Source organism: Corynebacterium sp. NML130628 (assembly GCF_001875665.1).
GTDB lineage: Bacteria > Actinomycetota > Actinomycetes > Mycobacteriales > Mycobacteriaceae > Corynebacterium.
Map to the genome: position 1 here is coordinate 20,468 of NZ_MLAL01000025.1, position 12,812 is coordinate 33,279.

Consider the following 12,812-nt stretch of genomic DNA (forward strand, 5'->3'; position numbering starts at 1 on the left):
AACTCCCGCGCCTGGAGACCAGGACGGGAGTTCGTCGAAAAACTCTACGCTGTTATCGTCAACCGGTGTTTAGCGGCTGGTGAACGGCAGAAGAGCCATCTCGCGTGCGTTCTTCACCGCGGTAGCAACTTCACGCTGCTGCTGTGGCGAAAGACCGGTAACACGACGGGAACGGATCTTGTGACGGTCAGAGATGAACAGACGAAGGGTGTCGAGGTCCTTGTAGTCGACCTTCTCGATGCCCTTTGCCTTCAACGGGTTCTTCTTCGGGCGGCGGGACTGCTCCATGCGCGCCTTGCGATGGTTGTTATTGCGCTTCATTGGTCATCCTCCTTACCACGAAGACTTACGGACGCCAGGCAGCTCACCACGGTGAGCCATCTCGCGCATACGGACACGGGAAATACCGAACTTACGGAGGTAACCACGTGGGCGACCATCGCGGGAGTCGCGGTTGCGCACGCGAACAGGGGAGGCGTCGCGAGGCTGGCGGTTCAGCTCAAACTGAGCATCCAGACGGTCCTCGTCGGAGGTCTCCGGGTTGCGGATGATTGCCTTCAGCTCGTTGCGACGCTCAGCGTAGCGAGCCACAATCTCCTTGCGCTTTTCGTTCTTGGCGATCTTCGACTTTTTAGCCATAACTTATCGCTCCTCGCGGAATTCGACGTGCTTGCGAACAACCGGATCGTACTTCTTCAGGGAGATACGGTCTGGGTTGTTGCGCTTGTTCTTACGGGTTACGTAGGTGAAACCTGTGCCCGCAGTGCTCTTCAGCTTGATGATCGGGCGAATATCGTTGCGTGCCATTAGATCTTCTCACCTCGTGCACGAATCTTAGCGACAACGGATTCGATTCCGTCGCGGTCGATGACCTTCAGGCCCTTCGCGGAAACGGTCAGGGTGATGGTACGGCCCTCAGAGGGCAGGTAGAACCGGCGCTTCTGTACGTTGGGGTTCCAACGACGCGAGTGGCGGCGGTGCGAGTGGGAGACGGTCTTGCCGAACTGTGGCTTCCGTCCCGTGACCTGGCAATGTGCCGACATGGGTTGACTTCTTTCTCTTCTGCCGCCCACGCACTGATCACTGAAAAGATAGATACGGAAACGCGGAGTGAGGGTCCGCTAGAAAGTATCTGAGCAATCGGTTGACGTAGGCGTATACGTGTACTTCGACAACAGCGAGAGTCAACAATACACGCCTGCGAAGGAAATGCATAATTCTAATTCCCGCAACGACGGGTTATTTGTCGATGGCGTTGAAAGATCGTGATTATGTAAAAGCGGATTCTCCCTGTAGTATGTCCAAAGTTGTCCAGTGATCAGCTGGGCGTACATGAATCATTCGCACCCAACTCAGGCACGATCCCTTAAGTGGGAACCGACCTGAAGTATCAATCCTGAGGGAGACGAACTTACATATGAAGAAGGATATCCATCCGGATTACCACCCGGTAATCTTCCAGGACGCGAACACGGGCCACAAGTTCCTGACGCGCTCCACCAAGACCTCCGACCGCACCGACACCTGGGAAGACGGCAACGAGTACCCGCTCATCGTCGTCGATGTGACCGCTGAGTCTCACCCGTTCTGGACCGGCGCACAGCGTCTCATGGACACCGCTGGCCGCGTTGAGAAGTTCAACCAGCGCTTCGGTGGCATGGCTCGCCGCAAGAAGAAGACCGCAAAATAGGGCGTAAGGAGAAACAACAATGGCAACCCCTAAGTTTAAGAAGTCCCGCGCGAACACCCGCATGCGTCGTTCGCAGTGGAAGGCTGACAACGCGCCGCTGATCACCGCAAAGGTGGACGGTCAGGAAGTACGCATCCCGCGTCGCCTGCTGAAGGCAGCGGAGGCTGGCTTGATTGACGTCGAGCAGTTCTAAACGCCTTATATATATGCGTTTGCCGGGCCCGAAGGGCCCGGCTTTTTCTATTTTCTGATAGTCCGGTGTTAAAAGTCTCCTAGATAGGCAATAATAGGCGTATGAAGATTCTTGTTGCCGATGATGAGCAAGCCGTTCGAGATTCCTTGCGACGTTCCCTTCGTTTCAATGGATACGACGTGCTGCTTGCCTCCGACGGCGAGGAGGCGCTTGATGTCATCCGTGAAGAGCAGCCGGATCTGACAATCCTGGACGTGATGATGCCGAAGCTCGACGGGTTGGGCGTGTGCCGTACGCTGCGGTCGTCCGGGTACGACCGTCCGATTCTGATGCTTACTGCACGAGACGGCGTTGCAGACCGTGTTGCTGGTCTGGATGCTGGCGCCGATGATTACCTGCCGAAGCCGTTTGCTCTCGAGGAGCTCTTGGCTCGAGTGCGCTCACTGTTGCGCCGTGCGCAGGCGGACGCTATCCAGTCCCAATCGGCGCCGAAGACACGGTACGAGTTTGAAGATCTCTCAGTTGAGACTGATACGCGTGACGTGTTCCGCGGAGACCGGGCTATTTCTCTGACACGGACCGAGTTTGCCCTGCTGCTGGTCCTGATTGAGAACCCTCGCAAGGTGCTGTCGCGGCAGCAGATTCTTGAAGAGGTGTGGGGATACGACTTTCCAACCTCTGGCAACGCTTTGGAGGTCTACATCGGGTACCTCCGTAAGAAGACTGAGGCAGGCGGGGAGCCTCGCCTGATTCATACGGTTCGCGGCGTGGGTTACGTGCTTCGGGAGACAGCACTGTGATTTTGCGCCAATCGGCGGATCACTTCGAACGTACTACCGGCATTTCTCTTGAAGGTGCGGATGTGTCCAACGAGAGTGCTGAGCAGGAGCAGGAGCCTCCGCGTCCGAACTTGCCGACGATCCTGTTCGACACCTACATCCGTGGTGCGTATCTCGGCTCGGAGATGACGCTTCGTCAGCAGCTCGCTGTCTTGACTGGTGTGCTGGTAGCGCTCACGCTGTTGGTCACCGCGTCGGTGAGCTACTGGGCGGCGTCGACGTCGATTATCGGCATGATGGACAACGACCTGCGCACGCAGGGGGCAATGCTCGCGTATGACTCGCAGGAGATGTCCAGCGATGAGGAGCTCGCCGCCGAAGTCGAGGCTTTTCGACGCCGCAACCCGCACATTCTGGCGACTGCTTCACGCGCGGAGTCCAATAGATTCGTGGGTGATGAAATCCCCGTGGGTGGGGATTTTGCACGCATGAACTACGGGGCTGATGTGTCCTCGCGAACCCTCCACGGCAACCGCGTGCTGGTAACTCGACTGGACGACGGTACTGTCGTGGCGTTGTCGAAAGCCGTTGACCCGACGAGGCAGCTGCAGCGCAGTATCGCTGCGGCCCTGTTGGTATTGCTCAGTTTGGGCTGGATCGTGTCGACGTTGGTTGCGTTTTTGGTTTCCAGTTCGGGTATGCGACCTCTGCGCAAGCTGCACCTTGCGCTGAAGGAAGTCACCAGGACGAAGGAACTGAAGCCGCTGCCGGTGCAGGGGCATGATGAGATGGCGCGTATTACGAACGCGTTCAACGACATGATGGCCTCGCTGCAGGATTCGCGGACGCGGCAAGCTCAGCTGGTGGCCGATGCAGGTCATGAGCTGAAGACGCCGTTGACCTCGATGCGGACGAACATTGAACTGCTCATGATGATGTACTCGGCCGAGCGGCAGGACCAGATCAGTGCGGAGGATCGTGCCGATCTGGAGCGCGACGTGTTAGCACAGATGACAGAGATGTCGACGCTGATCGGGGATCTGGTGGACCTCGCGCGTGAGGATTCGTCAAACGTGGAGTTTGAGGAGATTCGCCTGGACGTGATCCTGGATGAGGCCGTGCGTCGCGTTGAGCGTCGCCGCCCTGATGTCACGTTCCAGTTCAATGCCGACCCGTGGCTCATTATGGGTGATCGGTTCGCGATGGGCCGTGCGCCCTTGAACCTGATCGACAATGCTGCGAAGTGGTCGCCCGAGGGTGGCACCGTCCGCATATCGTTGAAGGCGGCGAAGAAGTACGCGGTGTTGGTCGTTGATGATTCCGGCCCGGGAATCGCGCCGGAAGAACGGAAGCGGGTCTTCGAGCGCTTCTACCGTTCGGCGGAGTCGCGTGCCATGCCTGGTTCTGGTTTGGGGCTTGCGATCGTCAAGCAGGTGATGGATCGGCATGGTGCCAGGATCTTCGTCGAGGAATCGGACGACCACGGCGCACGCTTCCGCGTGGTCTTTCCGGGAAGGCCTCCCGCTGTGGATGAGGATATCTACTTCGAGGACGGGGACGTCGATATCCCGCGTTTGCCGAATAAAACCCAGCTCAACTAGCACAGCAAACGTACAGGGAACATTGCGAGAGAACGGGTTTTCTTTTTAGTGCTGCCACAGTGCCGTGGTGCATACTGCTCTACATGACGAACCCGTACTCATCACAACCAAATACGACTTCCTATTCTCCAGAGGGCTTTCCTGAAGCTGCGTTTGTACAGTCGGCGCCGCAGGAAAAGCAGCGACGCGGGCGCGGGGCAGGCACCGTAGCGTTGTCCGTAGTGCTGTCGTTGCTTGCCGGCGCCGGTGGCGGATACGCAGTGCTCGCCGCGAACGATAACGGCGAGCAGCAGCATTACAATGCGCTCGAGAACCCAAGTATTGCATCCCCGGAGACAGCTCCCGAGGGCTCGGTTGAGCAGGTCGCGGCTGCGGTGCTGCCTTCGGTGGTGTCCATCACCGTGGCGACACCGAATGGCGTTGCGGAAGGCTCAGGGTCGATTATTTCTTCCGATGGGTACATCCTGACGAACCACCACGTGATCGGGGCTGCTGCGACGGGGCGTTCGGAAATCCAGGTGGTGTTTAATGACGGCTCGAAGCATCCGGCTACGTTTGTGGCCTCGGACGTCAACACGGATGTTGGTGTGCTGAAGGTTGAGGGCGTCGACAACCTCCCGGTGCTCGACTTCGGTGACTCTGACGAGCTCAAGGTCGGCCAGCAGGTCGTTGCCGTTGGTTCGCCTCTTGGCCTTTCGGCCACTGTGACCAGCGGTATTATTTCCGCGAAGAATCGTCCGGTGCGTGCAGCGCAGGGCGGTGGGGAAAGCTCGCTGATGGATGGGCTGCAAACCGATGCGGCGATTAACCCCGGTAACTCCGGTGGGCCCCTTGTGGATATGCAGGGCCATTTGATCGGGATGAACTCTGCGATCGCTTCGCTTTCAGCTGGAGGCTTTGGTGGCGAGCAGTCTTCGGGGTCGATCGGGCTTGGGTTTGCGATCCCGTCGAACTTTGCCAAGCGGGTTGCGCAGCAGCTCATCGAAACGGGTAAGGCATCGCAGCCTATGTTGGGCGTGCGCGTGTCGATTCGCGGTATCCGCATTGACGGCGCCGTAGTCGCGGGTGTTGAGCCCGGAAGCCCAGCGGAAGAGGCTGGCATCCGGGAGGGGGACGTGATTACCAAGCTCGACGGCCGCCTTATTGATTCAGCGGACGCACTGATTGCGGCGACGCGTTCGAAGGACTTTGGCCAGGTTGTCACCCTCGAAGTTCTCAGTCAGGGGGAAGAAACACCGCATTCCGTAGATGTAACCCTGAGCAACGGGTAAGTTTTGTAGCAAGCAATGAAACAGCGTGATTTTACAACGACAGGACAGGAGACCTGGCATGCCAACGACAGAAGTTTTGCTTGACACCGTTGGGGAACCCGACGAAGAGTCGCTCAAGGCGACTGAGTTGGCAGAGCAGGTGCCGACTCCTCCTGCAGCTATCGCTGTGTTGGTCGGGGACCGTCGCTACAGCGCGGAAGGCGACACTACTGGCGACATGCTTGTGGAGTTACTCAGCGAGTTCGGGTTTAGCGTCGACGCAGTGGTGCATGTGAACTCAAACGAAGCGGAGATCCGCAAGGCGATCGAAACCGGCGTCGTTGGTGGGGTGGACTTGGTGCTCACCGTCGGCGGCACTGGTGTTGGTCCACGCGATACGGCACCTGAGGCGACGAAGGCAGTCATCGACAAGAACGTGCCGGGTGTCGCGCAGGCGGTCCGCTCATCGGGGCAGGCATGTGGCGCAGTCGACGCCTGCACGTCCCGCGGTGTGTGTGGCGTCTCTGGCTCGACCGTCGTGGTCAATCTTGCCGCTAGCCGCCAGGCGATCCGCGACGGCGTCTCGACGATCGCACCATTAGTCCAGCACCTGATCGGCGAGCTCAACACTTACTCGGTGCAGGCGTAGTCCAAAACGATGACGAGCATGAAAAAGCCGCGCCACCAACGGCGACGCGTGGAGCGACGGTCGGAAGCAGAGTACGACCGTAGTCCTGAACGCACGCAACTATTTGGTGACGCGGCTTCTGGGCAGACGGGCTATGATGCCGGGCGCAGTGTCGATTTCGACGGCGACGGCGAGCCGGAGCTCACAGGCAAAGCCTTTTACGAGCATGAACGCCCGCCCCATTACGGAGAATAGCAGTATTACTGCTGCGCAGGCTTCTCGGAGAGCAGATCGCGGATCTCAGTCAGCAGCTCGGTCTCGGTCGGAGCTGGGGCATCTGCTTCAATGCCGCGCTTGCGCTTCTGCATCTCGTCGAGCTTGTTCATCGGAGCGACGATGATGAAGTAGACGACAGCGGCGATCAGTAGGAAGTTAATCACAGCGGTGATCAGCGCACCGAAGTCGAGGAAGGTTGCGTCGTTACCGGAGATAATGTTGAAGCCAAGACCGGAGTAATCAGCGCCGCCAACGGAAGCGATCAGTGGGTTGATGATGTTGTCGGAGAACGCGGTGACAACTGCGGTGAACGCAGCACCGATGACAACACCGACTGCGAGGTCAATAACGTTGCCGCGCAGGATAAAGTTCTTAAAGCCCTCGAGCATTAGGGTCTCCTTTGCAGGGTCGAGAATTGGACCAAGAAACTATAGGCAACACACTAATGTGTGGTCAATACAACTGTTAACGGGTCCGTGAGGGAGGCGGCCGCAACGTTGGCTGCGTCGGCACTTCGCAGCAGGACCAGGATGGAACCGTGCTCGTTCGTCGTCACCACTTTGCCACCACGCGCAATGACCCTCGGACCTGGGGCGACGATATCAACCCCGACCCCGTGGTGCAGCATCGGGAGCAGCTCGGGTTCCGCCAGCGTGACTGGGACCATCGTGAAATCCTGCGGGTTGGCATCGCTTCCTAGAAGGGAGGCTTGGAGGTCAGGACCGACCAATCGCGTACTGGCGATGACTTCATTTGCGGACGCGTCGGCGGCGAGGACCTGTCCGACCGCGAGCTCAGTGCTACCCAGCGCGTTCGCGGGAACCACGGAGGGCGGGAGCCTGCGCAGAGCGACGTCCGCTTCTGTGAGCACAGTTCCGGCTTCGACGTCGCGTGCGAAAACCGCGACGGGTGGGTCGGCGGAGCGGGCGTCGAAAAGCAGGCTTGTGCCTGCTACTAGCAGTAGCACGACTGCGATCGTGCGCCGCAGCATGACGGTGCGATGGTAACCGGGCATGCGGAGATCGCGGAGAAACGAAGCCAACTTCATGCCATTTAGACGCAGGCGCGGGACGAACGGTTCCCTAGAGCTGCAAGAATGTTCGGTCAGTCACAATGGCATTGACGGGCACATCGTGGGGCTGTGCAGGCAGCGTATCGACGACTTCTTCGTCAAACACCACCGCAATAATGGGGACGTTATGGTTGCGGATGTGTTCGAGCGCGCGGTCGTAGTATCCGGCTCCCTTACCCAGACGCTGCCCGCTGCGGTCCACTGCAAGCGCTGGGACCACCAACGCAGCACATTCCTTGAGCACCTCGCTAGAAAACCGGGAACCAACAGGCTCCGCGATGCCAAGCGCGCCGGGCCGCTGATCTTCAGAGCAGGCGGCCCACTGCAGTTCACCGTGGGGAAGCGAGATCGGTAGCCACACTGTTTTGGTGCGGCGCGCGAGCTGCAGCGGGTAGTCGGCCGTTCCGGGTTCGCTGCCGAGAGGGTAGTAGGCGCTGATCTCGCTGCCGATGGCGCCGAAGTGCTCCAATGCTTCGAGCGTGTGCTGGAGAATCCGGGTATCGCGCTCGAGTTTTTCCTGCTGCTTGTTGGCGAGTTGGCGTCGAAAAGTGATGTGCTTGTCGCGGAGTGATTGCTTGGTACGCAAGTGGGGGAGCCTCCTCACGGGTCGGAAACGGTAGGCGGACTGTATAGAGGTAAAGTAAATCTTTATGCGGAAGTCTAACGAAGAAACCTCTCAGCAGCCTGCGTCGCGTGGCGTGAAAACCGTTGTGGTGCCGGCAGCTGGCATGGGGACACGGTTTTTGCCAGCAACGAAGACTGTTCCTAAGGAACTCCTGCCCGTGGTGGACACTCCCGGTATCGAGCTGATCGCCGAAGAAGCGGCAGAGCTCGGCGCACGCCGCCTAGCGATTGTTACAGCTCCGGCAAAAGAAGAAATCATGCGCCACTTCGGCGAGTTCGAGTTGCTGCGAGAGACGCTCGCGGAACGCGGGAAGGACGACCAGGTTAGGAAAGTGGCGCGCGCCGCGGACCTTATCAGCGCGGTCGCGGTGACGCAGGAGAAACCATTAGGTCTCGGGCATGCGGTCAGCTGCGCGGAATCAGCGCTTGACGACAACGAGGACGTCGTCGCCGTCATGCTTCCCGACGACCTGGTGCTGCCCACCGGCGTGATGGAGAAGATGGTGCGCACCCGCGAAAAGCTGGGCGGGTCGGTACTGTGCGCGTTTAACGTAACGCCGGAGGAAGTGTTCAACTACGGCGTGTTTGATGTCGAAGATGTCGACGAGGACATTGACGGCGTTGAGGTCAAGCGCGTGAAAGGCATGGTTGAAAAGCCGGCGGTGGAAGACGCGCCGTCGACACTCGTGGCTACGGGGCGCTACCTGCTCGACCGGGCTATTTTTGACGCGTTGCGGCGAATTAAGCCAGGCAAGGGCGGAGAGCTGCAGCTGACCGATGCCATCGAGTTGATGATCCAGGAAGGCCACCCCGTACACGTCGTGGTACACCACGGGAAGCGCCACGATTTGGGCAACCCAGGCGGCTACATTCCCGCTAATGTGGACTTTGGTTTGCACGACCCGAAGTACGGGCCGGCACTGTACACGGCGATCAAACAGATCATGGATGAATTTGAAGCCGAACACCCCGAACTCACGGGGGATGAACAACGCTAACGATGGCGTAGAAAGAGGCGTGGCTGATGCGCGGTGTTGATGAGCAGCTTGCCATAATTGGCGACGCAGTCCGGACCCCCGAGCCGATCCGTGTAGGTATCGACGACGCCCTGGGGCTGATGTGCGCCGAGGAAGTTGTGGCGACGCGCGCGTTGCCAGGCTTTTCGCAAGCAGCCATCGACGGCTACGCCGTCCGCGCAGTGGACGTCGGCGGATCTGCTGGCCTGCGGGTGAAGTCACGCCAGGGGAAGGGGGATGCGGAGCAGGAATCTCTGCCCCGTGCAAGTGCTGACCGTGCCCTGCCCGTGGTTGGCGAGGTTCCCGCCGGCTCACAAAAACCGCTACGACTGCAGCCACGCCAAGCCGTACGAGTTGCGACCGGGGCTCCGCTGCCCACGCTTGCCGACGCCGTGCTTCCCCTGGAATGGAGCGATCGGGGCACGAAGCGCGTCACCCCGCAGCGGCCTGTTGCCAGCGGTGAGTTCGTGCGAAAACCTGGGGCAGATATTCAACCCGGCGATATCGCGGTTCGTCCCCGCACTGTGCTAGGGCCAGCACAGATTGGCCTGCTGGCAGCTGCGGGACGCACGAAAGTATTGGTGTATCCACGCCCGCGAATCACTGTTCTGAGCTATGGCATGGAACTCGTTGAGCTTGATCGCGTGCCTGGCTTAGGCCAAGTTGTCGACGTCGCCTCCTACGTCGTCGCGGCAGCTGTCGAGGAGGCGGGTGCGGACGCACACCGCGCCGGCATCATGAATGCTGAACCGCGGAAGATGCGGGAGACGCTGGCTGGCTATATCGGGCGCAGTGAAATGATCGTGATCACCGGTGCGGTAGGCGGGTCAGGAGCGCAGACGCTGCAAGAAGTGCTGCACGACCTCGGGGAAATCGACACGACCCGCGTAGCGATGCACCCTGGATCCGTTCAGGGGTTCGGCACTCTAGGTGAGGAGCGCATCCCCGTGTTCCTCCTGCCGTCGAACCCCGCAGCGGCGCTCGTGATCGCCGAAACCATTGTTCGCCCGGCCATCCGCCAGGCGCTTGGGAAGCAGTCCTGGCAACGCCCAGTAGTCCGCGCGCGCTCAATGCGCGCGATATTCTCGCAGCCGGGGCGACGAGGATACGTGCGGGCGCGACTCATGCGCGATACACAAACCGGAGACTACCTGGTTGAAGGCCTGGCAGGAGCCGGTGGAGACACATCCCACCTGTTTGCTGGCTTCGCAGAAGCCAACGCCATGATTCGCCTACCTGAGTCCGCGGTGGAGATCCGCCCTGGGGACGTAGTGGACGTCGAATTTCTCCAGCAGCGGGGATAGCCGGTGGGTCTGCTGCGAAGGTTAGAAACCTGGCTCAATGGCCCAACACCTGGTTGGCCGGAGCGGACCCCGCTGGTGAGGCTCACGAGTGGGGAGACAGTCACTCTACGGCCACTACGACTGCAAGACGGCCGCGAGTGGCGTCGCACCCGTTTGCTCGACCAGCGGTGGCTCCAGTCAGTGGAGCCGACGATTCGTTCCACGTGGGACGCCGCCCACACTAAAAACGCCTGGGTGGGGCAGTGGACGATGCTCAAAGAGATGGCATCCGATGGCACTGTCGTACCGATGGTCATCGAGGTTGACGGCCACTTCGCTGGGCAGCTGACACTCGGCGGGATCCAACGCGGAACCGTCGACGAGTGCTGGATCGGCTACTGGGTGCACAGCCCGTACCAGGGCCGTGGCATCGCCACCGCTGCGTGCGCGTTAGGTGCTGACCACGCATTTGGCCGCGTCGGCCTCCACAGGGTGACCGCTACCTACCTCCCAGACAACCCTGCCAGCGGCCGCGTGCTCGCGACCGTAGGTTTTCGCGAAGAAGGATTCATGCGGGGCAACATTCATATCGACGGGCGCTGGCGAGACCACTATTTCGTCGCAATGACCGAATACGACTACCCGACTTCGGCTGTAGACAGGTTGCGGCGCTCTGGCCGAATTCGGTGATGCGGCCCCGGCGTGGCTCGGGCAGAAACACCGGAATGATCGCTACCGTTAAAGGTCAGTTTCGTGGGTAGTTTTAGGAAGGTGGCTTCGCTGTATGGGTAGCCCGAGCTTGATCATTATTTTGATGATCGTCGTGTGGGTCATCGTTCTGGCACCACTCGTATTTGGCAACAACAAACCAATTCGCCGGTCCGGTGAAGGATACGACGAGACGCGGGTCCTGCACACCGGCGGCACCGAGCCCCTTGAGGTTCGTCGCCGCCCACGCGTGACCGCGGCCGACGTGCACCTGCACGACGACGATGCCGAGGACGCAGAACTCGTCGAAGCCGTCGAGCACGAACCCGCTGCCAGCGAAGTCCTTATCGACGACAGCGCGGTCATCCGAAACTTCTTTTCGAAGAACCAGGACGACTCCGATTCCGAAGAAGACATCGACTCGAACGTCATCGAGGGAGAGGTCATCGAGGCGGAGCCAGCCGAGGACGAGCCGGTTGAGGCTGAGGCCGCTGAGGCTGAGGAAACCGACGCTGTAGAGCTCGAGACTACGGAGACTTCTGAGGCTTCGGAAGCCTCGGAAGACCCGGAAACAGAAGCCGAAAGCATCCCGGACTCGTACTACTCCACAGCGGACTTCGGATACGACAGCGGGATCACGGCGGAGATGGATGCCGCGGAGATCCCTGCGGAGGAAACCGAACACGAACAGGACGCTCAAGATGAAGAGGTCACCATCACTGACGAGGACCTTGCGTTCGCCGAGTCTCGTCGTGGTCGCGGCGGGTGGGACCCCGATCGTGCACGTCGGGCACGCGAAGACCGCTTCATGCGCCGTCAGCGCACATTCCTGGGTCTCATCATCGCCTGCGTAGTCACATTTGTGGTCGCGTTCGTCGCAGGCGGCTGGACATGGATCCTACCGGCGGCCTCCGTTGCCCTGACCGTCTGGTTCATGGTCGTGCTGCGTAGCGTCGTCCGCCAGGAACGCGCGCTGCATCGTCGCCGCATGCGCCAGCTGCGCCGCGCACGCCTCGGCGTCGCCACCGCAGATTCGACGCACCCTAGGCAGGAGTGGCCACGTCGATACGGAGAATCCGTAGCTATCGACCTTGACGACGCCCACCCCGACTTCACCAACCTCCCCGAAGCATCCTCCGCAATCTTCGAGGATCCCACGGAGACCCGCCACTACCCATACGGAGAGGGCGACAACCGCACCCCACGAGCGAGCTAAATCGCCTGGGTAACGGGACGATTTAGCATCAGCGGAGAAGAGGAGTAACGTCTTCTCCAGCGAGGGGCTATAGCTCAGTTGGTAGAGCGTCGCGTTCGCAATGCGAAGGTCAGGGGTTCGATTCCCCTTAGCTCCACAAGATACAAACCCACAGGTCGTGCGTGGCCTGGGGGTTTGTCATATCTGCGCTGGCATCACCACAGAATTGGGGTCTAATCCTTAGGGCCTAGAATTGTTCCCGGGAGGTCATTTGGCTGCGGAACTATTTTTGTAGACAACCGTCGCGGCCTGGGGAAAGACGAGTGGTGGTCGACCGGAACTGGCCTAAAACGCAAAATCGTTCCCCGGGCCCCCTCGTGCCGTTGAACTTGTGAACTCCCCAGGTCACCCGGTGTTACACCGGGTAGGAAGGACACACAGCAATGACGGTAGTCATCCCTCCCACCAGCCGCGCCTCGGAGGAGTTCACCACAGAA

18 protein-coding genes and 1 tRNA gene are annotated in these 12,812 nt (G+C 60.0%); 12 read left to right on the top strand and 7 right to left on the bottom strand.

Translation table 11 applies throughout. The features are described from left to right. Positions 1-69: 69 nt before the first annotated feature. Genes rpsR through rpmB form a run of 4 tightly spaced genes read right to left on the bottom strand, consistent with a single transcriptional unit; the run spans position 70 to position 1,043 of the window. A complete protein-coding gene (gene rpsR / locus BJP07_RS07285) occupies positions 70-321 on the bottom strand; it encodes a 30S ribosomal protein S18 (protein ID WP_070362830.1) in 252 nt (83 codons plus the stop codon). Between the two features lie 12 nt (positions 322-333). After that, positions 334-639 (bottom strand): 30S ribosomal protein S14, encoded by a 306-nt coding sequence (rpsN, locus tag BJP07_RS07290; RefSeq protein ID WP_070362829.1) that lies wholly within the window; start codon positions 637-639, stop codon positions 334-336. 3 nt (positions 640-642) lie between these two features. Then, positions 643-807, bottom strand: coding sequence for a 50S ribosomal protein L33 (gene rpmG / locus BJP07_RS07295; RefSeq protein ID WP_070362828.1), 165 nt, complete (start codon positions 805-807; stop codon positions 643-645). Further along, positions 807-1,043, bottom strand: coding sequence for a 50S ribosomal protein L28 (gene rpmB, locus BJP07_RS07300; protein ID WP_071566835.1), 237 nt, complete (start codon positions 1,041-1,043; stop codon positions 807-809). Before rpmB ends, rpmG begins: the two co-directional genes overlap by 1 nt. Positions 1,044-1,417: 374 nt before the next feature. Here rpmB and BJP07_RS07305 point away from each other — a divergent pair, with 374 nt between their 5' ends. From BJP07_RS07305 to BJP07_RS07335, 7 genes are all read left to right on the top strand, one after another. Beyond that, on the top strand, positions 1,418-1,690 hold the full coding sequence (locus BJP07_RS07305; protein WP_038589209.1) for a type B 50S ribosomal protein L31: 273 nt from the start codon (positions 1,418-1,420) through the stop codon (positions 1,688-1,690). 19 nt (positions 1,691-1,709) lie between these two features. Then, on the top strand, positions 1,710-1,883 hold the full coding sequence (gene rpmF, locus BJP07_RS07310) for a 50S ribosomal protein L32 (protein WP_071566836.1): 174 nt from the start codon (positions 1,710-1,712) through the stop codon (positions 1,881-1,883). Positions 1,884-1,984: 101 nt separating this feature from the next. Continuing rightward, positions 1,985-2,683 carry a response regulator transcription factor gene (locus BJP07_RS07315; RefSeq protein ID WP_071566837.1) on the top strand — a complete coding sequence of 233 codons (699 nt, stop codon included), beginning with the start codon at positions 1,985-1,987 and terminating at the stop codon, positions 2,681-2,683. A 62-nt stretch (positions 2,684-2,745) separates the two neighbouring features. Continuing rightward, entirely contained in the window at positions 2,746-4,263 is a 1,518-nt protein-coding gene (locus BJP07_RS07320) for a HAMP domain-containing sensor histidine kinase (protein ID WP_177222541.1), read from the top strand. 83 nt (positions 4,264-4,346) lie between these two features. Next, positions 4,347-5,534 carry a S1C family serine protease gene (locus tag BJP07_RS07325; RefSeq protein ID WP_071566839.1) on the top strand — a complete coding sequence of 396 codons (1,188 nt, stop codon included), beginning with the start codon at positions 4,347-4,349 and terminating at the stop codon, positions 5,532-5,534. Positions 5,535-5,592: 58 nt separating this feature from the next. After that, positions 5,593-6,162, top strand: a complete 570-nt coding sequence (locus BJP07_RS07330; RefSeq protein ID WP_071566840.1) for a molybdenum cofactor biosynthesis protein B — start codon at positions 5,593-5,595, stop codon at positions 6,160-6,162. A 9-nt stretch (positions 6,163-6,171) separates the two neighbouring features. Next, positions 6,172-6,396 carry a hypothetical protein gene (locus tag BJP07_RS07335; RefSeq protein WP_071566841.1) on the top strand — a complete coding sequence of 75 codons (225 nt, stop codon included), beginning with the start codon at positions 6,172-6,174 and terminating at the stop codon, positions 6,394-6,396. A 5-nt stretch (positions 6,397-6,401) separates the two neighbouring features. Here the strand turns inward: BJP07_RS07335 and mscL are convergent, their stop codons facing one another. From mscL to BJP07_RS07350, 3 genes are all read right to left on the bottom strand, one after another. Continuing rightward, positions 6,402-6,806, bottom strand: a complete 405-nt coding sequence (gene mscL, locus BJP07_RS07340) for a large-conductance mechanosensitive channel protein MscL (RefSeq protein WP_071566842.1) — start codon at positions 6,804-6,806, stop codon at positions 6,402-6,404. 53 nt (positions 6,807-6,859) lie between these two features. Further along, complete coding sequence (locus BJP07_RS07345) at positions 6,860-7,432, bottom strand: SAF domain-containing protein (RefSeq protein ID WP_255365946.1); 573 nt, start codon at positions 7,430-7,432, stop codon at positions 6,860-6,862. Between the two features lie 67 nt (positions 7,433-7,499). After that, entirely contained in the window at positions 7,500-8,075 is a 576-nt protein-coding gene (locus BJP07_RS07350) for a 5-formyltetrahydrofolate cyclo-ligase (RefSeq protein ID WP_071566844.1), read from the bottom strand. A 64-nt stretch (positions 8,076-8,139) separates the two neighbouring features. Between BJP07_RS07350 and BJP07_RS07355 the strand changes: the two genes are divergently transcribed. The 5 genes from BJP07_RS07355 to BJP07_RS07375 all read left to right on the top strand — a co-directional run bounded on the left by BJP07_RS07355 (position 8,140) and on the right by BJP07_RS07375 (position 12,472). Next, positions 8,140-9,111: a UTP--glucose-1-phosphate uridylyltransferase gene (locus BJP07_RS07355; RefSeq protein WP_071566845.1), complete on the top strand. Its 972-nt coding sequence runs from the start codon at positions 8,140-8,142 to the stop codon at positions 9,109-9,111. Between the two features lie 26 nt (positions 9,112-9,137). Next, entirely contained in the window at positions 9,138-10,433 is a 1,296-nt protein-coding gene (gene glp, locus BJP07_RS07360) for a gephyrin-like molybdotransferase Glp (RefSeq protein ID WP_071566846.1), read from the top strand. Between the two features lie 3 nt (positions 10,434-10,436). After that, on the top strand, positions 10,437-11,102 hold the full coding sequence (locus BJP07_RS07365) for a GNAT family N-acetyltransferase (protein WP_071566847.1): 666 nt from the start codon (positions 10,437-10,439) through the stop codon (positions 11,100-11,102). A gap of 94 nt (positions 11,103-11,196) precedes the next feature. After that, positions 11,197-12,336 carry a gephyrin-like molybdotransferase receptor GlpR gene (gene glpR, locus BJP07_RS07370; RefSeq protein ID WP_071566848.1) on the top strand — a complete coding sequence of 380 codons (1,140 nt, stop codon included), beginning with the start codon at positions 11,197-11,199 and terminating at the stop codon, positions 12,334-12,336. A 63-nt stretch (positions 12,337-12,399) separates the two neighbouring features. Beyond that, positions 12,400-12,472, top strand: a tRNA-Ala gene (locus tag BJP07_RS07375). The last annotated feature ends 340 nt before the right edge of the window (positions 12,473-12,812 follow it).

Coding starts and splice junctions, on each gene's coding strand:
- rpsR (WP_070362830.1), bottom strand. CDS start 321: ATGAAGCGCAATAACAACCATCGCAAGGCGCGCATGGAGCAGTCCCGC.
- rpsN (WP_070362829.1), bottom strand. CDS start 639: ATGGCTAAAAAGTCGAAGATCGCCAAGAACGAAAAGCGCAAGGAGATT.
- rpmG (WP_070362828.1), bottom strand. CDS start 807: ATGGCACGCAACGATATTCGCCCGATCATCAAGCTGAAGAGCACTGCG.
- rpmB (WP_071566835.1), bottom strand. CDS start 1,043: ATGTCGGCACATTGCCAGGTCACGGGACGGAAGCCACAGTTCGGCAAG.
- BJP07_RS07305 (WP_038589209.1), top strand. CDS start 1,418: ATGAAGAAGGATATCCATCCGGATTACCACCCGGTAATCTTCCAGGAC.
- rpmF (WP_071566836.1), top strand. CDS start 1,710: ATGGCAACCCCTAAGTTTAAGAAGTCCCGCGCGAACACCCGCATGCGT.
- BJP07_RS07315 (WP_071566837.1), top strand. CDS start 1,985: ATGAAGATTCTTGTTGCCGATGATGAGCAAGCCGTTCGAGATTCCTTG.
- BJP07_RS07325 (WP_071566839.1), top strand. CDS start 4,347: ATGACGAACCCGTACTCATCACAACCAAATACGACTTCCTATTCTCCA.
- BJP07_RS07330 (WP_071566840.1), top strand. CDS start 5,593: ATGCCAACGACAGAAGTTTTGCTTGACACCGTTGGGGAACCCGACGAA.
- BJP07_RS07335 (WP_071566841.1), top strand. CDS start 6,172: ATGACGAGCATGAAAAAGCCGCGCCACCAACGGCGACGCGTGGAGCGA.
- mscL (WP_071566842.1), bottom strand. CDS start 6,806: ATGCTCGAGGGCTTTAAGAACTTTATCCTGCGCGGCAACGTTATTGAC.
- BJP07_RS07345 (WP_255365946.1), bottom strand. CDS start 7,432: ATGCCCGGTTACCATCGCACCGTCATGCTGCGGCGCACGATCGCAGTC.
- BJP07_RS07355 (WP_071566845.1), top strand. CDS start 8,140: ATGCGGAAGTCTAACGAAGAAACCTCTCAGCAGCCTGCGTCGCGTGGC.
- glp (WP_071566846.1), top strand. CDS start 9,138: ATGCGCGGTGTTGATGAGCAGCTTGCCATAATTGGCGACGCAGTCCGG.
- glpR (WP_071566848.1), top strand. CDS start 11,197: ATGGGTAGCCCGAGCTTGATCATTATTTTGATGATCGTCGTGTGGGTC.